The organism is Streptomyces sp. NPDC096046, assembly GCF_040303285.1.
In the GTDB taxonomy this organism is placed as follows: domain Bacteria; phylum Actinomycetota; class Actinomycetes; order Streptomycetales; family Streptomycetaceae; genus Streptomyces.
Genome location: NZ_JBEOSZ010000014.1, coordinates 54,272 through 78,806, shown reverse-complemented (window position 1 = coordinate 78,806; position 24,535 = coordinate 54,272). Strand labels below are relative to the sequence as shown.

Here is a 24,535-nt window from a genome sequence, read left to right as displayed (position 1 = left end):
GTCGGCCGCGGTCGCCGGGGTCCTCACCCTGAGGCAGGTGAGGAAGCAGGAACTCGTCGCGACGTCGGTCGGCGCGAAGACCAACCACAGCGGCCGCAACCCGGCGAAGACCACCGTCCACCTCAAGCCGGTGGGCGACGACCTCCGGTACCGGTCGGAGTGCGCGGAGTCGGGCCGGCCGCAGGCCCGGATGCCGAAGGTGCGGTGACCAGGGGCGGCCGTCCCGCTTCGGACCGGCCGCCCCGGGCACCGCCTCACCCCGGGATGACGACCGTGCGCAGCTCGCCGTCGCCGAGGTGCAGCATGCCCTTGCCGGGGACGACCTGGCCGCCGACCATGCCGCGGTTGAGGCGGACACCGACGAGGTCGCCGCTGGAGGATTCCTGGGGGGAGAGCAGGATGCCCCGCCGGGCCTTCTTCGCGTCGACCTGCCAGCCCGAGAAGCCGCTGCACACGTCCTCCTCGTCACCGGCGATGACGAGCGCGAGCCCGCGCTCGGCGCCGCGGGAGACCAGCTTCTTCATCTGGCTCTCGGCGTCGCAGTCCTCCAGGAGCTCACCGTCGTCGACGAGAACGGCGATCGGCTCCTCCAGGGACGCCTGGTCGATGAGCTCCTCGAACTCGTCCTCGTCGATGTCGTCGCCGGTGAAGACCTTCAGCACGCCGTCCGTGCCGTCGAGTCGGCGGAGCGGGGACTGACGCGGGGCCGCGATGACCAGACGCGTGCCCTGGGACAGGAACGAGTGCGCGAAATTCGTCATCACCGTCGAGCGGCCGGACTTGGCGGGGCCCGCGACGACGAACGCCGGTACCCCCTCGGCCAGATCGGGCCCGAAGCCGATGATCTCGTCGCCACCGATGCCGACCAGACCCCACAGACGCGAGCGGGACGCCTCCGGGTCGCGCAGCTCCCAGGCCTCCGGGAAGGAGATGCGGCTGGGCAGGCTGTCGACGCGGAACGGGCGGCGCGAGCGGGGGACGGCGGCGTCGCGGGCCGTGGCCGCCTCACCGATCGCCGCCAGCGCCGCCGCCTGGCCCTGACCGGTCGTGTCCTGCGCGAGCAGCGCGAACTGCGTCTCCGTACCGAACTCGTTGCGGAACGCACGGCCCGGCGGGATCTCCTCCGGCACCTTGCGCGCCGGGATGCCCAGCGCCGAGAAGTCGCTGCGGTCGGCGAGCCGCAGCCCGTACTTGTCCTCGGTGAGGGTCGCGATCCGGCCCACCAGCAACGTCCGGTCGCCCGTCAGCACCAGGTGGATGCCGACGCTCGCGCCCTCGCGCATCATCGTCTGCAACTCGTCGGTCAGCGCCCCGTGATCGACCTCGCCGAGGGTGGGCACCCAGCCCTCCCAGCGGTCCAGCAGCACCACGATGTGCGGCAGCCGCTCGTCCTCGGCGACCGACGCCCGCTGCTCCCCGATGTCCGCGAAGCCCTTCTCCGCCAGCACGTCCTGACGGCGGCTCATCTCGCCCTTGAGCCGGTTGACCAGCCGCACGACCCGCTCTGTCTGGTTGCGGTTCACGACCGCACCGCAGTGCGGCAGCCGCGTCAGGGCGTTGAGCGCGCCGTTGCCGCAGTCGATGCCGTACACGTGCACATCGGCGACCGAGTGCGTACGGGCGAGGGAACCCGCCAGGGTGCGCAGCACCTGGGAGCGGCCGCTGCGCGGGGCGCCGCCGATCATCAGATGGCCGAAGGAGGAGAAGTCCACGACGACCGGGCGGCGCGACTGGCTCGCGGGCAGGTCCTCGACGCCGTACGGCGCCGGCGGCAGCTTCCCGGGCCCACCGGCGAACGCGGGCACCTCCACGTCGTCCAGCAGCAGCGTCTCGTCCAGGGCGGGCAGCCACGGGCTGTGCTGCGGCGGGATGCCCAGGGAGCGGTTGGCGTCGCGGATGGTGTCGACGAGAACCTTCAGATCGGTGATCTCCTCGTCCTCCCGCGACTCCGCCTTCGGCTTGACCAGCGCCGCCCGCCCCAGATCCTCCCAGGTCAGCGGACCCACCCAGGGCATGAGCAGCGCAGGATCGGCCGCACCGGGCCGACGGCCACCCACCCGGCCGGACTGGAACGGCACCAGCGAGGCGTGCCCGAGCCGGGCGTACGCGCGACCCGGGGTGTTCTTGGAGATGTGCCCCGCCTCGGGCGAGTCGATGACGTCCGACGACTCGCCGCCGTCCGTCACACGCAGCGCGATACGGAGGTTGGTGTTGGCGCGGATCTCGGGCGACACGACACCCGACGGGCGCTGCGTCGCCAGCAGCAGGTGGATACCGAGGGAACGACCACGCTGGGCGATGTTCACCAGCCCCGTCACGAAGTCCGGCAGATCACGCACCATCGAGGCGAACTCGTCGATCACGATGAGCAGCCGGGGCACCGGCCGGTGCGACGGATCCCGGCGCACCAGGTCCTGGTAGTCCTCGATGTCCTTGGCGTCGGCCGCGGCCAGGATGTGCTCGCGCCGGTGCAGCTCCGCACCGAGCGACTCCAGGGCCCGCTCCACCAGGTGGGCGTCGAGGTCTGTGACCATGCCGACGGTGTGCGGCAGATGCACACAGTCCTTGAAGGCCGCGCCACCCTTGTAGTCGACGAGCACGAACGTCATGTTCTCCGGCGTGTTCGCCACCGCCAGCGCCGCCACGATGGTCTGCAGCAGCTCCGACTTACCCGAACCGGTCGTACCCGCGATCAGACCGTGCGGCCCGTCCTTGCGGATGTCGATGCCGAACGGCCCGTCGTACGACTCACCGATGACGGCCAGCGTCGACTGCCCGCCCATCCGCCAGCGGGCCACGATCGCGTCACTGGTCGGCGGCTCCAACTGCAGCACGTCCAGCAGCCGGCTCGACCCGGGCAGCGCCGAGTCCTCGGTCTCACCGCTGATGTCCCGCAGCGGCGACAACGACCGGGCCAGACGCAGGCACCAGGCCGCGGAGACGAAGTCGGGCCGAACGTCCTTCAGCCGCTCCGCACCGGCCTCCTCGACCCGCAGCCGCAACTTCTCGCCGCGCTCGTCCTGTTCGGGCTGCGCGGTGCTGTGCCAGGCCTGGAACGAGGGGAACCCACCGGCGGCCTGCTGGGACGGCTGCGCCTGCTGGGACGGCTGCGCCTGCTGGGCGGCCGGCTGGAACTCCTCGGCCTTCGGCTCGGCCACGACGTACGCCTGGCACTCGCCGGGCAGGAACCGCTCCTCGGCGTCCAGGCAGATCGCGAACATGGACACGGACGGCCCCTCGCGCAGCAGCCGCACCACACCCGGCAGCGACCGCAGCCGCCGCGAGCCGTCCCACACGACGACGATGTCGGGATCGCTGAAGCTCGAATTGCCCTGCGACTTGTTCTCCTCGGCCGCCTTCTTGCGCGCGTCGAGGATCTGCGTCAGCTCGCCGATCCGGGCACCGACGGTCTCGGCGTCCGTCCCGATCAGCGCGTTCACGTCCTGCCCGCCGGACGGCCGGGCGTGTGGCAGCCAGCGCACCCAGTCCCACGACTCCCGCGCCGCGTTGTCGCTCAGCACGTAGAACTGCACGTCCATCGGGCTGTGCAGGGCCGCGGTCTGCGCGACCGCCCAGCGCCCGAGAGCACGGGCGGCGTCCCCGGGACCCGCCAGACCGACGACACCCAGCGTGCGCAGATGGAGCGCCACCGGGGCGTCCTCGATCTTCCAGGTCACCTGACGGCGGTGGTCGTCCTGCTCCGGGTCGTCGAGGACCACCTCGGACGGCAACCGCCCGGTCCCGAAACGGATCAGAAGGTGGTCGCGGTCGGTGCGCCGCCGCTCCCACAGACGCGTACGCGGCCCCGTCCCGAGGGCGAGCACGGTCGCCGGGTCGGGTATGGCCTGCCGCCGGTCGTTCCGCTCGGCGACCAGCGCGTCCTGGGCGTCCTTCTCGATCCGCTCCTTCTGCTCCTCGTACTCCTTGACCTGCTTGGCGTGCGACTTACGCCCGTGCTTCTTGTCGTTGTAGTAGTTGGCGAAGAGCAGGATCGGGCTGAGGCCCGCCATGATCAGGTAGTACCAGCGCTGGAAGATCATCACCGCCACGGCGGCACCGACGAGGGGCGTCAGCGCCATCAGCCAGGGCAGCGGCCTGGCCTCGTACTCGCGCGGCGACGACGGCAGCCGGAAGTTGGTCTGCCGCTCGGCCGGACGCAGCCGCGGGGGCCGGTTGTAGTCCAGGCCGACACCGTCGTCGGACCACTTGAGAGCGGCGTTCGGGGGTGTGTAGCGGGTCAGTTCGAGAAGGGTGTTGCCGAGCCCGATCTGAGCGCCGAGCGGCCACTCGGTAGGGCCGGTCCCCTTCTCTTCCCTCTTCCCCGGCTCCTTCTTCTTGTTGCCGCGCTTCCTGTCGCGCTTCTTGCCGCTGGGCTCGTCCTGGTCCTCGTCCTGCGCGAGGGGGGTGCCGTCGAGGGTGATGTGCTCCTTGTCCATGTGCACGGCGACCTGACAGGTGCCGTCGGTGGCGACGGAGAGGGTGAGGGCCCGGGCGTCCACCTCGGGATCGTCGACCCGGACGTACGAGGCCGCGCCGCTGCCGATGTCGTAGCGCCCGACGCCCAGCCGGTGCACGAACCCGGCCGCCGGCCCACCGACGACCCGCAGTTCGACGAGCCCGGTCGGCTCCCCGGGAAGACACCCGGACGGATCCTGCAGACTGACCACGGCACCCTCACGCAGGGGCGATCCGACGACGGTGGCGCCGGGATCGACCGCGTACCCGTCCACGTACACGAGGGGCGCGTTGTTCGCCGGCGCGTGCCGGTGCTGCCCGAGCGGGATGACCTGCGCCCCGCTGTGCCCCACCTGCTTGGCCAACTCCTGCGCGATGTCCCCCACGGTGGACTCAGGATCGGCATCGAGCACCACGTCGGCGGTGCCACCGCCGTACGGGTCGACGACGGTCAGAGTCAGGCGCACGACTTGTCCTCCCCGTGCCACTGGGCCGGTGTGGCCGCTGTGGTGTCTGTCGCTGGTCCGCTGTGCCGCTGCCCTCGGTCACGCGGGTCCCAGTGGTACAGGGACGATATCCGCTCGGTACGACGGCGGGGCAATGGGGAGGCGCCGTGACGTTCCCGATGGCAACGGCGTACACGCTTTCACGACGGCTCGTTCACAAGCCGGGGATGTGGCCCCACAAGCCACACCCGTAAGCTGCTGACGCAAGAGCGGACGATCACACCGGTCGCCGGCGGTGACCGGCAACTCGGCTTCCGGGTCGGCGAGTCCGCAAACAGGGAAGCCACGGGGGTTGGCCCTGCGGCGTTGCGAGAGGGAGCGGCTTCATGGCCAAGGACCTGGATATCACTTATCAGGACATGCGGGATGCAGCCAAGCATGTCGTGAAGGAGAAGGAAAAGCTCCAGGAGAGGCTCGAGGGCCTGAAGAAGTACATCAACAACCTCGTGCAGGGCGGCTACGTCACGAAGAGCTCGTCGAAGGCGTTCGACGAGAACTTCGACGAGTTCGTACGCGGCATGAAGGACACGCTGGACGGCCTCGACGGCATGGGCGACTACCTGACCATGGCCGCGGACAAGTTCGAGCAGATCGACGAGGAACTGGCCAAGCAGGCTCGGAGCAAGTGACGGACTACTAGAAGATCTAGGGCGATGGGGCGGGTTCTGACGGTCCGCCCCGTCGGGCTGCGTTTCTACGTTCCTCAGCGGGGGATCCATGTCGGACCAGACTGCCGATATCGAGCGCATCAAGGAAAGCGCCAAGTCTCTCTCCAAGATTCACCGGGAGTTCGACAAGAACGCCAACCCGGCTGACGGGTTGGGGACGGCCACCCTGGGCGATCAGGGCTTGGTTGACGTTTTCGACGAGTTCGGCGACAACTGGAAGATCCATCGGGAGCGTCTTACGGAGGAACTGGAGAGTCTTTCGAAGCTCCTTTCCACTGCGGCGAAATCTTATGATGACATCGACCGCCAACTTGCCGAGGCGCTTCGAAATGCGGGCAAGGAGTCGAAATCCGGGGGAGGCTCCAAGTGACGCGTCCGCGCGCTGAAGAATGGGCCGTTATCGGCGAGGCGGTCGATCCGATCCCCGGCGATCCGGATGCCGTCGCCGAGCTGGGACGGGAACTCCGGAGGACTGCTGAGGCCATCAGGAAACAGGCGGACGAGATCAAAGCGCTTGCGTCTGTCGATGAGTGGAAGAGTAAGACGGCTGAAGAATTCCGTAAGGACGCCGAAGAGGCTGAGGGAAAGCTGCGGAAGGCATTCAAGCGTTACGATGCCGCTGCTGACGCCCTCGGCGAGAAGGTGACCGAGGGTGGCTGCTCCAGTCAGTACGCCTCGGAACTCCACCGTGCGCAGACCATGGCCGACAAGGCGCTCCGCGATGCCCGGGACGCTGACGACGAGCGCAACGCGAGCAGCACCGCGATCCATGAACTCCCCAAGGACGCAGGCGACGACGACCCGGACCGTCAAAAGCTGGAGAAGCGTCAGGACGCGGCGACTTTGGCATTGGAGCGGGCTAAGAAGGATCTCGAGGCAGCCAAGGACGTACGCGATGCTGCAGCGAAGAGGGCGCGGGATGCCATTCGATATGCCATCGACAACGATGGTTTGAAGGATGGTGCCTGGGACAAGTTCAAGGACTGGGTCAACGATAATTCCGGATGGATTGAGAAGGCTCTCAAAATTTCCGGATGGGTCGCGACTATTTGCGGGACGCTGGCCCTTATGGTGGGATGGATCCCGATTGTTGGCCAGGTGCTTGCCGGGGTTCTCGGTACGATAGCACTTGTGGCCACTCTGGTTTCGCTCGTGGGGCACACCCTTCTGGCACTGGCCGGTAAGGGCAGCTGGTTTGATGTCGCCTTGGACGTCGTGGGCATTGCGACGTTGGGGATCGGACGCGGGGCTCTCGCCGGAGCCAGGGGCGCATCGGCGGCTGCCAAGAGCTTGGGTCGATCCGCGAGTGCGAGAACACTCCGGGAGGGCATCAAGGCGAAGCCAGGTTCCGCCGCGTACAAAAAGGCGGTCAACAAAGCTTGGAAGAAGGCTAATCAAGAAAGCGGTGGAGCCTTGCGCGGAAAGGCCGCTGCCGAGGCGATCGCCAAGGCGCCGAAGGGCTGGTTCCCTGGCGCCCAGCGGATGGCGGATGCCTTCAACCCGAAGCTGATCTTGAAGGATTCAGTAGACAGCTTCAAGGCGGTCAAGGACCTGCGCCCTAGCAACCTTCGGCAACTTCGGCAGGCTGATACCTGGACCGGCGTCCGGCCAGGGTTGAATGATCCCGGTGTCACGAGTCTGCAGAGGAGCCTCGATCAGATGTCCGACGGTCTGCGGGCCGACAGTGCGGTGAAGGCCGCAACCGACGTTTTCGAGACCCAAACCCGCATCTGGGCCGGCTCCACTGCTGTCGCGTCGACCACCGACCTGCTCGACAAGGGAGAGATCACCGGGAGCATCGGTGATCTTGTCGGGATACAAGGACTGGGCGACGGGGTTTGGTCGGCGACCGGGATCAAGGACGCCACGACAACGGGTGACGGATGATCAGGGCGAGTTATGGCTGAACAGTCAGGGCAGAGTACGCCGCTACGGCAGGCGATCGAGCCGGTTGCGCGCCCGGCGGGGATGCCGCCCCACCATGCCCATATCGTGCGCAGGGCTCGGCTCTACGCGGAAGGGCGCACCCTGGTGGTGCGTGACGGCCGGTTGCGGGAGCGCCGGTATGCGGTCGGAGCTGATGGCATCCGGCACGCGGTCTTCATCCCGCCAGACGACCTCTGGGAGACCGTGCAGAAGCGCCCCATGGAACGTTGGGGCGTTCTGGCCTTCAAGAGCGAGGCCGGGCGGGAAGTCCTGCGTGTGCCGCTCGCGGCCTGGTTGCCCGAGGCCGGGGTCGTCGGGGCCATGGACCTGAGGCCGTCGACGTGCCTGGATCGGACTGGACTCAGGGACCTTGTCGCGACTCTTGGAATTCCACTGGAAGACGGATTGCAGCCAGCTAACGGAGTCGAGGTACGGGAAGCCGGTCGGGGACCCCGACCGGACCGTGCTGTCCATGGCGACCTGCCCCGGTGGCACAGCTGGGCAAGAGGGCTCGGCATGTTCGGTTGGTTCGTCGCTGTTGTGACCGCTTTCGCCGCTGATCTGGTCTGGGCCATGCCTATTGCTGCCTGCGCCCTCCTCCTGATTCCCGCTTCGGATGGCCTCGTGCGCATCACAGCGTGGTGGCGGAACACAAGAAGCGACTCGTTCGGCGGAGCCCTGACGTTCAGGCCTCCACCGGCAGCCGGAGCGACGCGACGATTTCTGCGAATGGCTTCCATTCGGGTACTTCCAAACGACGTGGTCTTGACCAACACAGTGGGAGAAGAACGCTGGCTCGGGAGGGCCGGCACTCACGGAGTGGCGAGGTTGGTGCGACTTGTCGCTCCCCCGACGGGGGAACCGCTGGCTGTCGCGTTTCTGGACGGCAAGGGCGAGACGCGGGCACTGCTGCCGTGGAAACACTGGTTCGCGGGACAGCAGGGGCACGATCGCTGGGCTGAGCTGCAAGCGGCACTGGCAGTTGCCGTCGAGGACGAGAAGCTCCGGCAGACCAGGAGCGCGGACGTCTGGTGGCAGGGACACGTCCTCAGCGCGGACCTCCGCAAGATGTCACCGATGGAAGCCAAGGAAGCCAGGAAAGAGACCGATTGGCACCGTTCTGTCATCGGTAGGAATGAACTCCTCACGCTTTCGCTCTTCAGTGCTGTGCTGTTGGCCGGCCTCTTCAGTGACCAACTGCCGGCGTTTCTCGCGGGTTTGTTGTCTGCTCTGACCATCGCCGCGGCTCTGGTTCCGGCCGGAACGAGTGCCCTTGTCAGCCGCTTCTCGGACGACAAGGTGATCGAGAAGGTAGAGGACCACGTATGAGATCAGCCGACCACATCGAAGCCACCATGACCTTGCCTGAAGGCAGTGGCAGCGTCGCACCGCCGACTGACTACCGGCTTCTTCTGCCGGAGGGGTGGTTCCGGGTGGACATCGATCCAGAGCGCCGTGAGCGCTCGGTCGACGTACTGGTCAACCGCCAATTCGAGGGAGTTGATAATGCTCCTCACCTCAAGAGGCAGCTGCGGGAAAGCCTTCTGGCGCAGGCAGCCGCGGCCTTTCGGGACGGTGGCATCGAGCTGTACCTGAGCCTGCAGAAGGCCGCTGCTTTCACCATCCCGGCTTCTCTGCTCGTCACCTTCATGCCGTCGACCGGCGGAGGCCAGTTGCATGTGAAGGACATCGCTACCCGCCTCTCCTCTGACCCAGAGCTGGAAGTGTCAGTGGTCGAACTATCGTCGGGGCCTGCTGTGCGCACCCGCAGGTCGACAGGGCAGCCTGACCGCCCGGCTCCGCCAGGTATGCCGGGTGGTCCTGACGAGACTCTTCCCTCAGTCACGCTCGACTATCAACTGCCCGTCCCCAGAGCCGACGCATGTCTACTGCTGACCTTCTCCACCCCCTTGGTGCAGATCGCGGACGCGATGGTCCAGCTCTTCGACGCGGTAGCAGCCTCTTTGGTCTGGGTGGGCGGTGACACCGATCATGGGTGAGATGAGTGCATGCGGCATCGTCGTTCCGACCGATTGGGTGCCGCTCCCGCTTGAGCCGTCGGACGATGTCAAAGATTGGGCCAAGAGAACCGCGGCGGAGCTGCGTGACCGCAGTAAGGCTGCGGGCTATGAACTGGACAAACGGACGTTGAGGAAGGAGCTGCGGGCCCGTGCCGATGACAGTCGCAGCCGAGATCCCTTCTACGCTTTCGCCTTCTTTCCTGACGGCTTCGACACCGCGCTGGCGGTCCTGGAAGTCGATCTGATTCACCCCGATGAAACAGTTCCCAGCATCACGTTGGAGTGGCTGGCGAAGGCCTTCAGTGCCGACGACTTCGGCACCCCGCAGATTTCGCATACAGATCTTCCGGTCGGCAGTGCCGTACGCATCCGTCAGGACTTCGCTGCTGACTCGGCCTCACGTGTCGAGCCTGGAGTCCTGATGGAAACATTGACGTACGGGATCCTCCCGGCTGGAGCCGAGAGCGCCGTCATGTTGTTGGTGTCGTGGACAGTGCCCGGTATCACGGAAGAAATGGAAGCTGCGGCGGACAGCATCGCGCAGACGGTAACGGTGGACCTTTGAAGCTCCACTCCGGGGTGCACATCGGACGAGACGGGTGGTGAGGTCCGGGTTGCCGCCTGGTCGGCTCGACCTGCCAGGCGGCGTCCTGACTCCACTCGTTGCTCGTCGGTGCAGGGGGGCACCACTGGGGCGGGTCGGCCTCGAGCTTGAAAGATTCTGACGCTCTCCTCCTCGGCTCCGCTGACTGGGATGTCCGGTCCGATGGGGCGCTTGTGTGATGCGATCACGGGTTCCCTGCGGTGGGTGGAGTGACGTGAAGAGCCGGCCCCGCCGACGGCACGGGAGGACTGCAGATGCAGAGGCAAGGTGACGAACCGGCTGTCGACCGTCGCTCGGGAGCGCGCGACGGTTTCGGGATCGCTGGAGTGATCCTCTGCCTGGTGATCGGTACGGGCGTGGTCCTGCTGCTCATGGGCCTGTGGAAACGGTTCGCCCGCGAGACCATCCCGACGCTCGTGGAACTGCCCGCAGGCTCATGGGCGCTCGGTGCAGTCCTCGGCGTGATCACCGTTCTCGGTGTGATCGGAGGCGTGCGCTGTGCCGCTGGGTCGCCGGCAGGACCGCGCTGGCGCACGGGTTGCGGACGGCGGGAGCGGCAGCATGTTGGGCTGCGGCCTTCGGGCCGTTCTTCTATCTGCTGAGCGGCCTTCGCGCCAGGAACTGCCACTCGGCGAGCTGCGCCTACATTCCGGGAACGGGCATCGCGTTTCTCGCGTACGTCGTTTGTGCGGGCTTGGTGGGCTGGCTCCTGTATCGCTGGAACAGGGCACGGACCGAGGAACGGAGGGCTCAGGAGCGGGAGAGGGCGCGGAGGCTTCGGAAGAAGGGCAAGGGGAAGAGCCGGGCGGCACGGGGGCGTTAGGACTGCGCCGGCGTTTGAGGAGAAAATGGTCGTCCGAGTGCAGCAGCGCTGGGTGAGCGACAGTCAGCGCGTACCCCAACCTTGCGGAGGCTGAGACCAGTTCCTCCGCCCATGCTCCACGTGCTCTCGCGAATGCCGCTCAACGATGCTCGCCGCTTGAATCCGCCCCGGGCGGCGCCGGTCAATGAGCCGTCTCGGGGAGTCGGAGCCTCCGCGCGAAGTCGTCCAGTGCCTCCATTGCCGCGGCGATCACTTCAGGATCGTCGTGGTGCCCGCGGAGGCACACGTCAGGGATGCCAGGCGGTGTGTGCCAGTGATAGGTCACCGAGGTCATCATGATGGTGCTGTCCGCCGGGTACGAGCGGGTTACCCGGACGCCGTCCTCGCCCAGATGCGGGGAGGCGAACGCAATGCTGCCGGTGCGCTGCTGCCACTCGGGGATGTCCGGGTTCGGCACGGTCGGCGCGCTGAACCCCTCACAGGAGGCTGCGTCAGGGGCTTCGCAGTGGATGCGGGTGGCGTGCATCACCAAGGGCATGTAGGTGAGCGGAACGGGGTGGTAGATGAACGCCTCGTCGGCCTGGAGCTTGTCCCGCAGGATGACAAGCGTCTGCTCGTAGAAGGTCTTGTGGAAGCGGCGGAGCTTACGGGTGAGTTCGATGTTGTGAATGGCGGCCAGGCCGATCAGGTGCTGGTTCAGCCATTCCTTGAAGGTCCGTCTGTCGATCTGGAGATGAAAATAGCCCCAAAGGAACGGGTCGGCATCCGTGTCGATGTGGAGCGGAGCGCCGAGGTCGGTGCTCCAGAGGGTGCCGTCTGGCATGAGTGGTCTCTTTCGTCGGTGCGCGGGCAGTAAGGGGGAGGTCCTCAGGAGTAGCTCCAGCGGAAGGTACTCATGACGGCGTCGAACAGCTCCACGAGGGTGTCGTAGAAGGCGGGATCCGAGCCGGGCGCGATCAGGGTGCTGAAGGAGAAACTGAGGTACCGGTCAGGCGTGCTGTCCGGGATTGGCAGGAAGTACTCGACTCTGCGGTGAGCGACATCGACGCCTCGGTCCGGGTCGGCGGGCACATCTCGTTCCGAGCGCAGGGCCGCGGTGCCGTCGAGCTCTCGCACCTCGGCTCCGCGGGTCTCGGAGGCGAGCGCGGCCAGGACCGCTTCTGGACCGCTGTTGGGCCTGACCCGTGGAACCTCGATCGGCTCGGAGGCCACGATCGAGACGGGCAGCGCGACGCCGTGGAGGCGTTCGGTGGGGAGGTAGAGGGTCATTCCTCCTTTGGCACTGGCCCGGCGGACGACCTTCTTCATCTCCTGGGTGAGCTTCATCCGGGCCTTCGGAATGTCGTCCTTGGGAAAACCGACGGGCAGTTGCCTGACGGCCTTGCGGACGATGCGGTCCATCGCTTCCTGAGTGCCGGAGTGCAGCGGAATCACGTCCCAGCCGGGCGGCGGCACCAGATTGAAGCCATCAGGGGCCAGGCGGTGTTCAACGCTGGTCATTGCGCCCCCGCGTCACTTCCACGGCATAGGCAACGCCTACGAAGAGAGCCCACGCCGGGGCGGCGATCATGCCCGGCCAGAAGCCGAAGAACAACGAGGGCAGGAAGAAACCGCCGCCCATGGCCAGATCTCGGGTGAGATAGGGCGGGCGGCCCGCATAACGGGGGTACTTCGCGAACACCCAGACGTAGTGCAGGAGGCAGCCGACGATCCCGGCTTCATAGACATAGAGCACTTCATGCATCAGGGACTTCGGCACCAGGATCATAAGCCCCAATACCGGGAGGAACAGGGGCATTCCGATGATCAGTGTCAGCCGAAGCCGCCTGTTGGGGCCGGTGCCGAGCCCGGTGCGGGCGGCTTCGGCCTCGACAATGCGTTGCGCCGAGTTAAGGTCCATGCTCATTCCTCACCAGTGGGTGTCGGGCGCGGGCTTCAGTGTGTTGTCCTTCCAGTCCGAGTACGCCGTGTTGTACGGCTTCTCGCCGCTTCCGAACTTTTCGTCGGTCAAGCTTGTCAGGTCGCTTTTGCCCAGCGCTTTGTCGGTGACGTCCATCCCCATGCCGGTCCAGGCGATGCCGAGGCCCACCTGATAAGACTTGTACGCCTTGTCCGCGGCGGCCCCTGCGGCCTCCGGGAAGGCAGCCTTGTTCGCCTGCAGCATCTTCGCCATGCCGGCCATCTCCTTGTCGCCGAGGTGTACCAGCGTCGACAACGGGCTTACCCTGAGCGGTCCCTTGGCGACCAGGCCGACGTTTTGGGAGATGGACTTGCGCATCGCGTTACGGGCCGCTCCGAGGGCCTGACGCCCTGCTCCTTGCGGCATTTTGGTCATCGTCCGGCCCGTTTCGTCCAGGATGCCCTTGACACCCCTGAGCCCTCGGCTCAGGCCGGCGGTTCGGGCGGCCTGAGCGGCACCCACAGTGGCCTTGGCGCCTCTGGCGAGCTTTGAGGCGGCCCCGATGCCACCCACGACGAGCAGCCCACCCACGACGTCGAAGATGACGTCCGTCCAGGTGGCGTCGCCGGATGCCACCAGCAGGAGTCTGAGGCCGATCGTGAGTCCCGCGATGCCGAGGACGAGCAGGTTCAAGCCGGGAATAGCGAGCGCCAGAAAACCCGCAGCCGTCGCGACCCAGCCGAGAACATCGATGAACGCCTTGATCAGGTCGGCATTGTCATGGACCCAGCCCTTGATGTCGTCCCACGGCGAGTCCTCGATCACGTCGTCGATCTCGGCGCGGATCTTCCCGGCATGATGGCCGGCGCGGGTGTCCCGGTTTCCGGTGATCTCGTTCAGCCGGCTTCGGTACGAATGGAGGGGGTCGTGGTCGGTGCCGCTGACGGAGGGCTGAGGGGTGTCCTTGTCGGCGGAGGCGGCTTCCTTCTTCTTCTCCGCCTCGATCTCGCCCTGCTTCTCCTTCGCCTGGCGCAGGACCTTGTCGGCGTCCGACTGGAAGTCCTCCAGCTCGTTCGACCACGTGGTCAGATGGCCGTGCACACGTTCGTACCGGTCGGCCACCTCCCGCATGTGCTTCTCCAGCGTGCCGGACTCCTCGCGCAGGCGTTTGACGTACTTGCCCTTGAGGGTGTCCTCGTTGCTGATCGCCTGGAGGTTCTTGGCCTGTTCCCGGAGTTTCTTGGCGACCGAGACCATGTGCTTGACCTCGGCGCGGATCTCCTCCGGGTCACCGGGCACCGGGTCGGAGTCACAGAGCGGCTGCCAGTCGACCGGACGGCGCTTGGATGTAGGTGTCACTTCTTCTGCTTTTTCTTGTTCTGCTTGGCCAACTCCTCGTCCAGGCTCACGAACGCCTTCTTGGTGCCGGCGACGAGTTGGCCGACGGATTCGAGCGACTCGACGAGCCGGGTGCGGTAGTCGTCCCAGTTGTCGACGAAGTGCACCATCACTTCGGCTATCTCACCGGAGCCCCAGTGCTTGTCCATGTCGTCGCGACGGTTCTCGATGTCCTCGAAGGTCTTCTTGAGCTGCCCGAGCTTGCGCTCGCAGTCCGCGAGGAACTCGTAGTCGACCGTCAGGTCCGAGTCGCTCATGGATGACCCTTCCCCCGTGTGTGTGCTCGCTGTTGTCGGTTCACCGGTTGACGGCTTGGATCTCCTGGACGGTGACCGCCTGTTCGTTGCCGAACGTCCCGTCGGGCAGGTCGCCGCCGGCGCCGCCGGTGCCGGTCCAGGCGATCTCCCACGTGATGGTGGCCTGGAGCTTGTACGTGCCGTCGCCGGACGAGCGGAAGTACTTGAGGCCGCAGGGCGGCGTCCGGTCGGCCTTTCCCTTGGCGTAGGGCTCGCCGATGGACTTGTCGGCGTTGATGACGCACTCGCCGGATGCCGGGTAGGTCTCGGCGTCCTTGGTGCCTGGCTCCAGCTTGAGGGACACCGGCCTGGCCGTGGTCGTGGCCTGGATGTTGAACCCGGGGACGTTGAGGGCCGCCGTCGCCTGGACCTCGTCGAAGACGGCCTTGTCGAGCCAGGCCCAGGTCGGCAGGTTCACCTTGGTGTTGGCCTCGGGAGCGAGGGTGACCTTGGTGTCGGGGAGCTCCATGTGCTGGTAGGCGAGAGCGGCGAGGATCTCCGGGGAGATGGCCTCTTCGTACTGGGGTGGCGGGGCCTCACCGTTCTCCACCCAGAAGGGAAGGTCCGTGCACGACGTCCGCTTGAGGTAGTCCGGCTCGTTGGGGTTCTCGACGCCGGCCCAAAACATTCCCTTGCCGTCGTTCTCGATATTGTAGTCCTTGTAGCCGGGAGTGTCGGTCCAGCCGTAACCGTCTTCGTAGTGGCGTTCCATCTCGCCGATCGCCGCACCCGCCGTGCCGGTCATGCCGGGACTGTTCTTCGTGCTCTCGATGTCCTTGGACATCTTCTTCTTGAAGTCCTTGGCGCTGAGGTAAGGGGCATACCAGCAGGGCGGAGGCGTCCAGCTGACATCAGAGGAGGTCACGTTTCCGGTGCCGCCGCCCTTGGCTACGGATCCGGAGTACTGGATGCGGGCGGCGGCGTAGATTCCGGCCTTCTTGCCGCCGCCTACTTGTTCGGTGCTGGCGCCCCGGCCATTGCTCGTTGGTTCCACCGCGTGGGCCGGCTCCGTGAGGATGAGAGTGCCGACTATCAGCGAAGCAACTGTGCTCGTGTGGAGGAGGATTTTCCGAGACACGTTCACTGGCACTTCGCCGCCTTGGCCTCAACGAACACCTTGGACGCTTGCCACAGACCCTCACCAGTGGGGAACTTGACCATCACGATCTTGAAGTAGTCGAAGTCAGCGATGCTGGGCTTGCTCTTCAGGATCTTTTCGGTCTTGACTTCCTTGCCGTAGAACTTGCTTGAGTCTACGCAGAACGCGACTTCGACGGATTTTCCGTTCGGGGCAGACCTCGTGGTGGCCTGATAGTGGCGCCGTGTACCAGTGGCGGTCCAGCCGCCGTCGACCCTGCTGTCGATCTGAGTCTTCGCGTAATGCATCCCCTCGCCTGTGGAATAGGTGGTTACGGCTGCGTCATTGGACGTGCGCTTGTAAACGCCGTGGTAGATGGCACGGATGAAATTGGCGGCGTCGTCCATTGCAGCCGCTTCGTTCTTGTCCTGCGGCTTGTCCCAGTCGAAGACCAGGTTCATGTCCTTCGGCAGGGACACGTCCACGCCGTCCGGCTTGTCCTCTGCCGGTGCTCCCGACGGTGATGCCGACTCCTTCGGCGTCTTCGCCCCCTGGTCGGCGCCGGCGATCTTGTCGTAGTCGCTGGACTTGTCGGCCCCGCTACCGCAGGCCGTCAACAGCAGTGTTGCCGTCGCCACCAGCGCGGCAGCAACGAGCAAAGGGCGGCGCTTCACAGTGGACTCTCCCCGTGAGACAGATGTGAGGTCAGGGAGACAGACGCTATCGGTGAGGTTCTGGGTTTCGCCACAGCGAACTGGGCGGTGCGCAGGGCATTTGGGGCGTATGAGGGTGTAGTGGCGCGGAGTTGTGCTCAGGTCGTGTCTCAGCGATGGCAGCCCCGGACGCTCGATCGCGCCGCGTCCGGGGCCGTCGCTGTCGCCTGGGTTTTGCTATCGCGTCGCCCTGCATCCAGCACACGCGCATGGCGGATATGCGGAGGTGTACGGGACGGGATCGGCGGGGCCGCCGACCGTACCGGGTGCGCGGCTTGATCTCCGAGGTGAAGCTGGAGCAGGAGTTCGGAGTTGCTCGTGAGACCGTTCGTAAGGCCACCGCAGCCTTGCGGGAGGAAGGGCTGATCGTCACCACGCGGGGCATGGGATCGTTCGTCGCGGAGCGCTGAGCGGCTCCGAGGGGGCTCGGTGGGAACCGACGCGTAGTCAGGTTCGCCGGGGCGCTTTGTGGGAACGCCCTGCGCGAGGACCGGCCGCCCGGTTGATCAACGAGCCTCGCACAGGGACCGGCCGCCCGGCTGATCAACGAGCTCCGCAGGAGGACTACTTCGCGAGCTTGGAGTCCTGCGCCCGTACCACGTTCGCGGGCATCTCGGCGTCGCTGGGCCGCCTGCTGTCGGCGATGGCGAAGCCGTTCACCGAGAAGTACACGGCGAGCACGTCGCCGTGGCGGACGGCTTCGGTGTGCAGCGTGTGGGTGATACCCCGGAAGGTCATCGTCGAACGGAAGGCGACGGCACCAGTCGTCGTGCCCTTCTCGGCGGTGACCGAGCCGTAGGCGGTGGTGTTCTTGCCCGCCTTCGCAGTGAACCCCTCTCCGCACTCCGGCACGGCCTTCGCGAGCCCGGCCAGCACCGACTCGGCCTCGGCCGCCGGCTCGTACACGGCGAGAGTGATGTACGTGCTCGTCTTGCCGTAGCCCGCCCCGGCACTGCGCGTGAGGTCGGCCCGCGGTTCACCGAGCGGGAGTTGATTCATCGCGTAGGCCAGCGGGGCGCAGCCGGGCTTGTCGACCGTGACCTCGTCCGAGGACCTGGCGAAGGCGTACTCGGCCTCCGGCTCGGACACGTTGTAGCCGGGCAGGTCGTCCTTCGTCACGATGGCCTTCGCCAGCCGCTGTTCCGGAGTGGTCTGCTTGGCTTTCGGTGTCGACGGCGCATCAGAGGGGGTGTCCTCGCCGCCCGAGCAGGCGGTCAGTGCGGAGGCCAGGGCCAGGGCGGAGACGACGGCCAGGGCGGCGCGGTTCAAAACGGGCTCCTCGGTTGCTGATGTGAGCGGAGAACATGACATGGGCTGTCAACGGGCCTTTCGACGCGCGGTGTTGACCCCCTCCAGAGGCGCGATCAGCGACCCGTACCCGGTCGCCGCCCAGGCGCTCCGCTCGGCCGGGATCTCGAAGTAGGGCACCGTACGGCCGTCCTCGTCCGTGTCGGGGAGGACCTCCGGGGCGCGGCGGTCCCGCAGTGCGTCCGCGCACTCCTGGCACGCCGCCACGTCGAGCCGGTCCCGGCGGCCGAGCGGACGCCAGCCGGTGCGGAGGGCGGCGCGGCCGTGCAGGGGGTTGAAGAAGCAGAGGGGGAGGCCGGGGGAGCCGGTCAGGGCATCGCGGCCTTCGTGCGCCAGGGCCAGGGCGCCCGCCAGGTCCGGCAGGCCCCGGGCCTCGTCGAGGACCCTGCCGGCCGCGGCGTACGCGTCGAGGGCCTGCTGGAGTGCCGGGGTCGCGGTCACGTCGGCGGCCTGGGTCGCCTCGCCCAGCGCCAGTACCTCCGCCTCCGCCCGGCGCCGCACCTGCGCCTCGTCGGCGGCGCGGGCGGTGGCGAAGACCAGCTGGGGAACGGCCGGGGAGGGCGTACGGGAACGGACCAGGGCCGCGCGGGTCGCGAGCGCGGTCAGGGACAGGGCGGGTACGGCGAGGAGCAGCCACCAGCCGGCCCCGCCGGAGCCGGGGTCGGAGCCGGAATCGGAGCCGGGCCCGGACTGCGTGGGCCGGGCCGAGCCCCCCAGGTCCCTCGTCGCCTCCTCGTAGCGCTGCTCGCCCTTGCCCTCCGCCACCAGGTCCACGGCCTTCGCGGCCAGGTCCGCCAGTCCCGCGTCCCGCGTCTCGTCCAGGAACCCGGCGGCCGCCACGGCCCTGCTCGCCTGGTGGGCGCCGCCGGGCCACTCGTAGCCCCGCAGGGAGTCGGGGAAGTCGCTGTCCGATGTGATGAGGACGAGGTCGCGCCGGTCCGCGAGCCGGTCGCGGACCGTTCCGGCCAGGATGTCGGACTCGCCGTCGAAGGCGTCACCCTTGGTGAGGGGGATGAGCACGACCTTGATGGGCAGGCCCGTGCGGCGGATCCGGTCCGCCAGTTGCCGCCGCCGCGACGGCGGTACGGCTTCGGCGTAGGCCTCGTCGACGTAGACGGGGGAGGTGCGCAGGGCGTTCGCGATGCGCTGCCCGGCGCTCGGGCCTTCGCCGTCCGCCGCGACGGCGCCGCTCGTCGTGGTGAGCGCCGTCAGCAGCAGTGCCGCGAGGGCGGTGATCAGGCGTTTCGCGTCAGTGGACACCTGTGGTCTCCCTCACCTTGTCGATGAGCCGGGCGATTCCTTGCGGTACGGCGGTCAGGGGGCCGTCGGTCACGTCGTAGTAGGGGAGGCGGGTGTTGCCGAGTGAGGGGTCGGGCAGCTTGAGCAACCGGCCCGGGATGCCGCGCGGTTCGGCGACGGCCGAGTCGCCACAGGGCGGGCAGACGGGGAGCAGGCGGCGGCTGTTGCCCTCGGCCGAGACGCGGACGTGGTGACGGCGGGCGGCGGGGCCGTGCAGCGGGTTGACGCCGCAGCACAGGTCGGCCGTTTCGCCGGCGAGCGCGGCACGGCCGGCTCGTGCGAGCACGATGACGGCGACCAGGGTCGCGGCATCCGTCCCCGGCTGCCGCACCCGCCCCGGGTCGCCGTCGACCAGGAGCAGCGCGGCGTCGAGGTGGTCCCAGGCGCGGTAGCGGTCCTCCGGGTCGGTGAATCCAGCGGTGAGCGCGGTGAGTTCGGCGTAGGCGATGCGTCGGAGGTAGGACACAGACGGTTCGGTCGGTGCGGTGAGCGGCAGGCGGCCGGAGGGCTCGGGCGCGGGGGAACGCCGCCGCACGGCCCGGACGATCCATGTCGCCCCGGCCACGACGCTCGACAGCAGGAGGGCCGCGAAGGCGCCCACGACCAGGCCCGGCCAGAAGTCCGTGGAGAACAGGGGCGGGAGGGCGGTCTCGTCGGCGGCGCTCGGTGCTGCGGGGGGCGCGGGCTCGGACCAGGGCCGGTCGGTGCGCGGGGTGTCGTCGAGGAAGGTCATCAGCGCGTCGAGGCGCTCGCCGAGGAGGTGGTCGTCGGCCTCGTCCGCCCTGCTGTCGCCCAGCGTGACGGAGTCCGGTACGTCGAAGGAGAGGCGGTTGCCGTCCAGGCGCAGGCCGTGGTTGTAGACGTCGATCGTGCCGTCGTCAGGGTCGGCGACCACGTACACCCCGTCCCTGCCCACCTTGGCGTGCACCGCCGCGGCGAACAGCCCCGAGTCGCCGGCCGACTCGCTCGCCGGAGTCTGCGGCACGAGGGAGACGTACACGGGGCCGCCGCCGTCGGAACGCCGGAAGTCCCGGATCCGCTCGTGCAGCCGGTCCAGTTGCCGGGCGTCGAGAACGCGCGGGCTCTCCGGATCGGCGTACACCGGGTCCTGCTTCAGTCCCGCCGCGACCCGCTCCACACGGGCGGACAGGTCGGCGGGGGTGGGAGGCCGCGCCGCGCTCGACCGTGTCTGGTCGAAGACGACGGTGGCGGTGAGGGCGACAGCGGCGGCGGAGAGGAGAGCCGCACCCCAGACCGACCGGCGCAGCACGGGCTTCTTCGGCCGCCCGCGCCCCGCGAAGGCCGCGAGCAGCAGGATCGTCAGGGGTACGCCGGTGAGCAGGATGCCCGTGAGGAACGACTGGTTGCGGCGGTCGGAGGGGCCGATGTACATGTCGGCTGCCTCGTCGTCCCGGTACGTCTCGCGGGCGGCCTCGGCGCGGGCGGTGGCCTTCTCGTCGCCCTGCGCGATGACGTCGGCGAAGCGCTCGAAGCTGCGCAACGGACCCGCGTCGTAAGGGAGTTCGCATCGTGTGACGGTGAGGGCGGCGTCAGCGGGGGCGCGGACGCCGAAGGCCCTCGCCTCCGCGATGTCCGGTCCCCCGAACAGGACGAACAGCCCGTCCCGCCCGAGCCGGTCGTGCACCGCGCCGAGCAACTGCCCGCCGTCCGTGCTGCTCTGCATGGGCAGGACCAGGACGTAGGTCGGGACGCCGGTCTTCTTCGCGATGCGGGCGAGGTCGGGGGCGGTGGAGCGGGGGATCTCGCGGGGGAGCTGGTCAGTGACGTGAACCGGGTTCTCGCGGAGGCGGTCGGCGAGGTAGGCGGCTTGGGTGGGGGCGTCGGCGGCGTGGGCGGTGTCCATGGCGTCGGCGGGTGTGGCGGTCGCGAAGAGGGCTGTCAGCGCGCACAGGGTGAGAAGCAGCCGGAGAACGCGCTTGCGCCTGCTGCTCGTTGCCCATATCGGCACTGGGCAGGCGTCGTTCGTCGTGATTGCTCTCACCGGTGAGTCCCCCGCGGTCCGTTCGATGTTCGCGCGGCACTCTACTCGGCCGTTCGTGAGTGCTACAGATCACGTCAGCCGGGTCGGATCCCTCGCCGGATCCGCAACCAGGTCGCCTGGGTCTGGATGCCTCCGAAGGCTGATGGCGAGGCTTACGGCAGTCATCCTCGCGAGAGCGCGATCGCGCGAAGCCCCGCCCCGACTTCGTGAGTGAATCGTGCAGGCATGATGGCCGCCAGGTGACGAACAAGTCGCACGCGCACGGGAGTTGGGGCGGACGCCGATTCGCTGGCGCACAGGTCGTGTGCCCATGCCGAGCTTTTCCCGGCCGGGTTGAGTGGGTGGGACGTTGCGGATGGATAACAGGCCGCATCCTGCGGCCCGTGAGGCCGGGCGCGTCTTGAGGGGCTTATGTGCGGCTGATACGGTGCGATGGCTTGACACTCACCCCCAGTGCTGACTATTCGCCCAGGCCGGGCGGGTACGTCCGGCCCGTCCCGCACTTCTCCGTGTGGGCCGACGCGGGTGAAGTGTCCCAATGTGAAGGCACATGACAGACATCTTCTTGGGTGTACGGGGAGCGGTTGCGTGAAGATCCAAGAGCGTACGGGGGCGGGCGCGGGTCGTTCCGCCGTTCCGGCTCAGCCGTCGGTCGGTGACCGGCTTCCCACCCCTCCTCGCGAGCGCAAACCGGCACTGGCGGCGCTCGCGGTGCTGCTGATCCTGGTGGGTGCGCTGGGTGCGACCATGCTCGTGCTCCAGGCCGGTGACCGCATCGAGGTCGTGAAGGTCACGAAGGCGATCCCCGCGGGCGGCTCGGTCAACAAGTCGAACTCGACCCCTGTCATGGTCGCCAAGAACGACAGCATTCACTACGTCGAGTGGACCCAGCTGCCCGACCTGCAGAAGCAGAAGCTGAAGGCCGTTAACGCCATCCCCGCCGGAGCCGTCGTTGTCGGCGAGATGTTCGGGGACGAGGCGGGTGTCGCCGCCGGCAAGGCCACCGTGGGCCTGTCCCTGAAGGCCGGCCAGTACCCGACGGGTATCAAGGAGGGCGACACCGTCGCGGCCTACCGCGTCGGCTCCGCCTCCGGCGCGGGCGGCAGCAACAGCAACTCGTCCTCGTCATCGTCTGCGGCCGGCAGCTCCGTCATCGTCGACAACGCCCGTGTCACCTACGTCCCGGGTCCGAAGGACAGCGACGAACTCGTCGGCAGCACCAACCTGGCGGTCACCCTGACCGTCGACGGTGACAAGGCCGCCGATCTGGCGCAGGCCGCCTCCAACGGCGAGGTCGCTCTCGTCCAGGTCCCCGCTAACTCCGGCAACTAGAAGGCGGCACCCCACCCATGGCGCTCATCGCTCTCGCCGCCGACAAGGGTTCCCCCGGCGTCACCACCGCGGCCGTCGCACTCGCGGCGGTCTGGCCGCGGCGTGTCCTGCTCGCCGAGGCGGACCCGGCGGGCGGTGACCTCGTCTACCGCAGTGCCGCGGCGCACGGCGGGCCGCTCAACCCGAACACCGGCATGCTCTCCATCGCCGCGACCGCGCGCCGCGGCCTCGTGCCCGACCAGCTCTGGGACCACGTGCAGCCGCTCAGCGGCGGTCTTGAGGTCCTCGTCGGGCTCGGGATCGCCGAACAGGCCGCCGGACTCGCGGGGTTGTGGCCGACCCTCGGGCAGGCCTTCAGCTCCCTCGCGGACTCCCCGCACGCCGCCGCCGACGTCATCGCCGACTGCGGACGCGTCAGCGGTGACACCCCGGCCGTCGAACTGTTCCCGCACGCCGCGCTCGTGCTGCTCATCTCGCGCACCGAGCCGGAGGCCATCGCCCGGGTCCGTGACCGCGCCACCGCCCTCGCGGGCAAGCTGCACGGCGGATCGCGCGGCGCCGCGAGCCTCGGCACTCCGATGATCGGCGTCGTTCTGATCGCCGACACCGGCACGGCCGGCAAGCTCGCCTCGCAGGTCAACGACATGCTCGTGCACGCCCAGACCGGCGCCCGCGTGGTCGGCACCATCGCCGACGACCCGGCCGGCGCCGACCAGCTGGCCGGCCGTAAGCGCGGCCGTCTCGACAAGTCGCTGCTGATCCGCTCGGCCCGCAAGGTCGCCGCCGACCTCTACCAGCAGTACGGCGCCGCCTGGGCCGCCTCCGCCCAGGCCAACCAGGCGCCCCAGGCCCACCACGTCCCGCCCGCCCCGGGCCGCGCGGGGGCCGGCGCATGACCGCTGTCGACCACGGTCTGGTCAAGCGGTTCCGCCAGGACGCCGGCGACCGCATCGCCGAGCAGCGCCGTCAGGACCAGGTCGCGGGCGTCACTCCGATGTCCACGGAGGACGAACGGCAGTACGCCCGTGCCGTCATAGCCCAGATCCTGGAGGAGTACGCCCGCGCCGAGATCAACGCGGGCCGTACCCCGCTGGACGCCGAGACCGAGGAGCAGTACGCGGCCGCCGTGCACGCCGCGCTGTTCGGCGTCGGCCGGCTCCAGCCGCTGCTGGACAACCCCGAGGTCGAGAACATCGACATCAACGGCTGCGACCAGGTGTTCGTCGGGTACGCCGACGGCCGTGAGGTGCAGGGCGACCCCGTCGCCGAGACCGACGAGGAGCTCATCGAGCTCATCCAGGTGCTGGGCGCCTACTCGGGTCTGTCCTCGCGTCCCTTCGACTCCGCCAACCCGCAGCTCGACCTGCGGCTGCCCGACGGTTCGCGACTGTCGGCCGTCATGGACGTCACCCGGCGCCCCGCGCTGTCCATCCGCCGGGCGCGCATGGGCAAGGTGTTCATCTCCGACCTCGTCGGCAACGGCACGCTGTCGCCCGAGGTCGCCCACTTCATGGCCTGCGCGGTCCGCGCCCGCAAGAACATCATGATCGCCGGCGCCACCAACGCCGGTAAGACCACACTGCTGCGCGCCCTCGCCAACGAGATCCCGCCGCACGAGCGTCTCATCACCGTCGAACGGGCCCTGGAGCTCGGCCTCGACACCTTCCCCGATCTGCACCCCAACGTCGTCGCCTTCGAGGAGCGCCTGCCCAACTCCGAGGGACAGGGCGCCATTTCGATGGCGGAACTGGTACGCCGCTCGCTGCGTATGAACCCCTCCCGCGTCATCGTGGGTGAGGTCCTCGGCGACGAGATCGTCACCATGCTCAACGCGATGTCGCAGGGCAACGACGGCTCGCTGTCCACGATCCACGCCAACAGCTCGCATGAGGTCTTCAACCGTATTTCCACCTACGCGCTGCAGGCCACGGAACGACTGCCCATCGAGGCCAGCCAGATGCTGATCGCGGGCGCGGTCAACTTCGTCGTCTTCATCCAGCGGCGCAACAACTACGGCAACGGCGGCCGCCTCCAGCGCATGGTGACCTCTGTCCGCGAGGTCAACGGTGTCGACGGACGCGTGCTGTCCAGCGAGGTGTTCGCGGAGGCCGCGGACGGCCGGATCGTGCCGCACGCCCCCCTAGCCTGCCTGGAGGAACTGATGGCACACGGCTACCGGCCGTCCGGGACCTGGGGGTGAGCCGGG

Annotated in this window: 22 protein-coding genes; 11 read left to right on the top strand and 11 right to left on the bottom strand. The window is 68.1% G+C overall.

The window, feature by feature from the left end:
• Nucleotides 1-254: 254 nt before the first annotated feature.
• Nucleotides 255-4,922 (bottom strand): FtsK/SpoIIIE domain-containing protein, encoded by a 4,668-nt coding sequence (locus ABTX62_RS15160; RefSeq protein ID WP_352116586.1) that lies wholly within the window; start codon nucleotides 4,920-4,922, stop codon nucleotides 255-257.
• Nucleotides 4,923-5,287: 365 nt separating this feature from the next.
• On the opposite strand from ABTX62_RS15160, the gene ABTX62_RS15155 reads away from it, so the two are divergent.
• From ABTX62_RS15155 to ABTX62_RS15125, 7 genes are all read left to right on the top strand, one after another.
• The gene (locus ABTX62_RS15155; protein ID WP_283973346.1) at nucleotides 5,288-5,590 is read left to right on the top strand and encodes a WXG100 family type VII secretion target; all 303 of its coding nucleotides are present in this window, start codon (nucleotides 5,288-5,290) and stop codon (nucleotides 5,588-5,590) included.
• Between the two features lie 88 nt (nucleotides 5,591-5,678).
• The gene (locus ABTX62_RS15150; protein WP_352116585.1) at nucleotides 5,679-5,999 is read left to right on the top strand and encodes a DUF6317 family protein; all 321 of its coding nucleotides are present in this window, start codon (nucleotides 5,679-5,681) and stop codon (nucleotides 5,997-5,999) included.
• Entirely contained in the window at nucleotides 5,996-7,516 is a 1,521-nt protein-coding gene (locus tag ABTX62_RS15145) for a putative T7SS-secreted protein (protein ID WP_352116584.1), read from the top strand. Before ABTX62_RS15150 ends, ABTX62_RS15145 begins: the two co-directional genes overlap by 4 nt.
• A gap of 870 nt (nucleotides 7,517-8,386) precedes the next feature.
• A complete protein-coding gene (locus tag ABTX62_RS15140; RefSeq protein WP_352116583.1) occupies nucleotides 8,387-8,884 on the top strand; it encodes a hypothetical protein in 498 nt (165 codons plus the stop codon).
• A complete protein-coding gene (locus tag ABTX62_RS15135; RefSeq protein WP_352116582.1) occupies nucleotides 8,881-9,555 on the top strand; it encodes a hypothetical protein in 675 nt (224 codons plus the stop codon). Before ABTX62_RS15140 ends, ABTX62_RS15135 begins: the two co-directional genes overlap by 4 nt.
• Complete coding sequence (locus tag ABTX62_RS15130; protein ID WP_352116581.1) at nucleotides 9,548-10,141, top strand: hypothetical protein; 594 nt, start codon at nucleotides 9,548-9,550, stop codon at nucleotides 10,139-10,141. Before ABTX62_RS15135 ends, ABTX62_RS15130 begins: the two co-directional genes overlap by 8 nt.
• Nucleotides 10,142-10,434: 293 nt before the next feature.
• Complete coding sequence (locus tag ABTX62_RS15125) at nucleotides 10,435-10,782, top strand: hypothetical protein (RefSeq protein ID WP_352116580.1); 348 nt, start codon at nucleotides 10,435-10,437, stop codon at nucleotides 10,780-10,782.
• A gap of 402 nt (nucleotides 10,783-11,184) precedes the next feature.
• On the opposite strand, the gene ABTX62_RS15120 is transcribed toward ABTX62_RS15125, so the two are convergent.
• From ABTX62_RS15120 to ABTX62_RS15090, 7 genes are read right to left on the bottom strand one after another with little or no spacing between them, the layout of a single operon-like run.
• Nucleotides 11,185-11,826, bottom strand: a complete 642-nt coding sequence (locus ABTX62_RS15120; RefSeq protein ID WP_352116579.1) for a hypothetical protein — start codon at nucleotides 11,824-11,826, stop codon at nucleotides 11,185-11,187.
• A gap of 44 nt (nucleotides 11,827-11,870) precedes the next feature.
• Complete coding sequence (locus tag ABTX62_RS15115) at nucleotides 11,871-12,503, bottom strand: hypothetical protein (protein WP_352116578.1); 633 nt, start codon at nucleotides 12,501-12,503, stop codon at nucleotides 11,871-11,873.
• Entirely contained in the window at nucleotides 12,490-12,903 is a 414-nt protein-coding gene (locus tag ABTX62_RS15110) for a hypothetical protein (protein ID WP_352116577.1), read from the bottom strand. The genes ABTX62_RS15115 and ABTX62_RS15110 overlap by 14 nt, the downstream gene beginning before the upstream one ends.
• A 9-nt stretch (nucleotides 12,904-12,912) precedes the next feature.
• Nucleotides 12,913-14,262, bottom strand: a complete 1,350-nt coding sequence (locus ABTX62_RS15105) for a hypothetical protein (RefSeq protein WP_352116576.1) — start codon at nucleotides 14,260-14,262, stop codon at nucleotides 12,913-12,915.
• Nucleotides 14,259-14,558 (bottom strand): hypothetical protein, encoded by a 300-nt coding sequence (locus ABTX62_RS15100; protein WP_352116575.1) that lies wholly within the window; start codon nucleotides 14,556-14,558, stop codon nucleotides 14,259-14,261. The genes ABTX62_RS15105 and ABTX62_RS15100 overlap by 4 nt, the downstream gene beginning before the upstream one ends.
• A gap of 40 nt (nucleotides 14,559-14,598) precedes the next feature.
• A complete protein-coding gene (locus tag ABTX62_RS15095; RefSeq protein WP_502997957.1) occupies nucleotides 14,599-15,633 on the bottom strand; it encodes a hypothetical protein in 1,035 nt (344 codons plus the stop codon).
• A 44-nt stretch (nucleotides 15,634-15,677) separates the two neighbouring features.
• Complete coding sequence (locus ABTX62_RS15090; protein WP_352116573.1) at nucleotides 15,678-16,349, bottom strand: hypothetical protein; 672 nt, start codon at nucleotides 16,347-16,349, stop codon at nucleotides 15,678-15,680.
• 314 nt (nucleotides 16,350-16,663) lie between these two features.
• Between ABTX62_RS15090 and ABTX62_RS15085 the strand changes: the two genes are divergently transcribed.
• Nucleotides 16,664-16,798 carry a GntR family transcriptional regulator gene (locus tag ABTX62_RS15085; protein WP_502997954.1) on the top strand — a complete coding sequence of 45 codons (135 nt, stop codon included), beginning with the start codon at nucleotides 16,664-16,666 and terminating at the stop codon, nucleotides 16,796-16,798.
• A 154-nt stretch (nucleotides 16,799-16,952) separates the two neighbouring features.
• On the opposite strand, the gene ABTX62_RS15080 is transcribed toward ABTX62_RS15085, so the two are convergent.
• The 3 genes from ABTX62_RS15080 to ABTX62_RS15070 are packed head-to-tail and all read right to left on the bottom strand — an operon-like array spanning nucleotide 16,953 to nucleotide 20,997.
• Entirely contained in the window at nucleotides 16,953-17,657 is a 705-nt protein-coding gene (locus ABTX62_RS15080; RefSeq protein WP_352116571.1) for a hypothetical protein, read from the bottom strand.
• A gap of 48 nt (nucleotides 17,658-17,705) precedes the next feature.
• Nucleotides 17,706-18,956: a hypothetical protein gene (locus ABTX62_RS15075; protein WP_352116570.1), complete on the bottom strand. Its 1,251-nt coding sequence runs from the start codon at nucleotides 18,954-18,956 to the stop codon at nucleotides 17,706-17,708.
• Nucleotides 18,946-20,997 (bottom strand): hypothetical protein, encoded by a 2,052-nt coding sequence (locus tag ABTX62_RS15070; RefSeq protein WP_352116569.1) that lies wholly within the window; start codon nucleotides 20,995-20,997, stop codon nucleotides 18,946-18,948. Before ABTX62_RS15070 ends, ABTX62_RS15075 begins: the two co-directional genes overlap by 11 nt.
• Before the next feature lie 588 nt (nucleotides 20,998-21,585).
• Here ABTX62_RS15070 and ABTX62_RS15065 point away from each other — a divergent pair.
• The 3 genes from ABTX62_RS15065 to ABTX62_RS15055 are packed head-to-tail and all read left to right on the top strand — an operon-like array spanning nucleotide 21,586 to nucleotide 24,529.
• Nucleotides 21,586-22,329 (top strand): hypothetical protein, encoded by a 744-nt coding sequence (locus ABTX62_RS15065; protein WP_352116568.1) that lies wholly within the window; start codon nucleotides 21,586-21,588, stop codon nucleotides 22,327-22,329.
• A 17-nt stretch (nucleotides 22,330-22,346) separates the two neighbouring features.
• Nucleotides 22,347-23,225: a hypothetical protein gene (locus ABTX62_RS15060; protein ID WP_352116567.1), complete on the top strand. Its 879-nt coding sequence runs from the start codon at nucleotides 22,347-22,349 to the stop codon at nucleotides 23,223-23,225.
• Nucleotides 23,222-24,529: a TadA family conjugal transfer-associated ATPase gene (locus tag ABTX62_RS15055; RefSeq protein WP_352116566.1), complete on the top strand. Its 1,308-nt coding sequence runs from the start codon at nucleotides 23,222-23,224 to the stop codon at nucleotides 24,527-24,529. The genes ABTX62_RS15060 and ABTX62_RS15055 overlap by 4 nt, the downstream gene beginning before the upstream one ends.
• The last annotated feature ends 6 nt before the right edge of the window (nucleotides 24,530-24,535 follow it).

Excerpts from the sequence above, each read along its gene's own strand:
- ABTX62_RS15120 (WP_352116579.1), bottom strand. The coding sequence starts at position 11,826 with ATGCCAGACGGCACCCTCTGGAGCACCGACCTCGGCGCTCCGCTCCAC.
- ABTX62_RS15110 (WP_352116577.1), bottom strand. The coding sequence starts at position 12,903 with ATGGACCTTAACTCGGCGCAACGCATTGTCGAGGCCGAAGCCGCCCGC.
- ABTX62_RS15115 (WP_352116578.1), bottom strand. The coding sequence starts at position 12,503 with ATGACCAGCGTTGAACACCGCCTGGCCCCTGATGGCTTCAATCTGGTG.
- ABTX62_RS15125 (WP_352116580.1), top strand. The coding sequence starts at position 10,435 with ATGCAGAGGCAAGGTGACGAACCGGCTGTCGACCGTCGCTCGGGAGCG.
- ABTX62_RS15150 (WP_352116585.1), top strand. The coding sequence starts at position 5,679 with ATGTCGGACCAGACTGCCGATATCGAGCGCATCAAGGAAAGCGCCAAG.
- ABTX62_RS15135 (WP_352116582.1), top strand. The coding sequence starts at position 8,881 with ATGAGATCAGCCGACCACATCGAAGCCACCATGACCTTGCCTGAAGGC.
- ABTX62_RS15155 (WP_283973346.1), top strand. The coding sequence starts at position 5,288 with ATGGCCAAGGACCTGGATATCACTTATCAGGACATGCGGGATGCAGCC.
- ABTX62_RS15055 (WP_352116566.1), top strand. The coding sequence starts at position 23,222 with ATGACCGCTGTCGACCACGGTCTGGTCAAGCGGTTCCGCCAGGACGCC.
- ABTX62_RS15100 (WP_352116575.1), bottom strand. The coding sequence starts at position 14,558 with ATGAGCGACTCGGACCTGACGGTCGACTACGAGTTCCTCGCGGACTGC.
- ABTX62_RS15130 (WP_352116581.1), top strand. The coding sequence starts at position 9,548 with ATGGGTGAGATGAGTGCATGCGGCATCGTCGTTCCGACCGATTGGGTG.
- ABTX62_RS15060 (WP_352116567.1), top strand. The coding sequence starts at position 22,347 with ATGGCGCTCATCGCTCTCGCCGCCGACAAGGGTTCCCCCGGCGTCACC.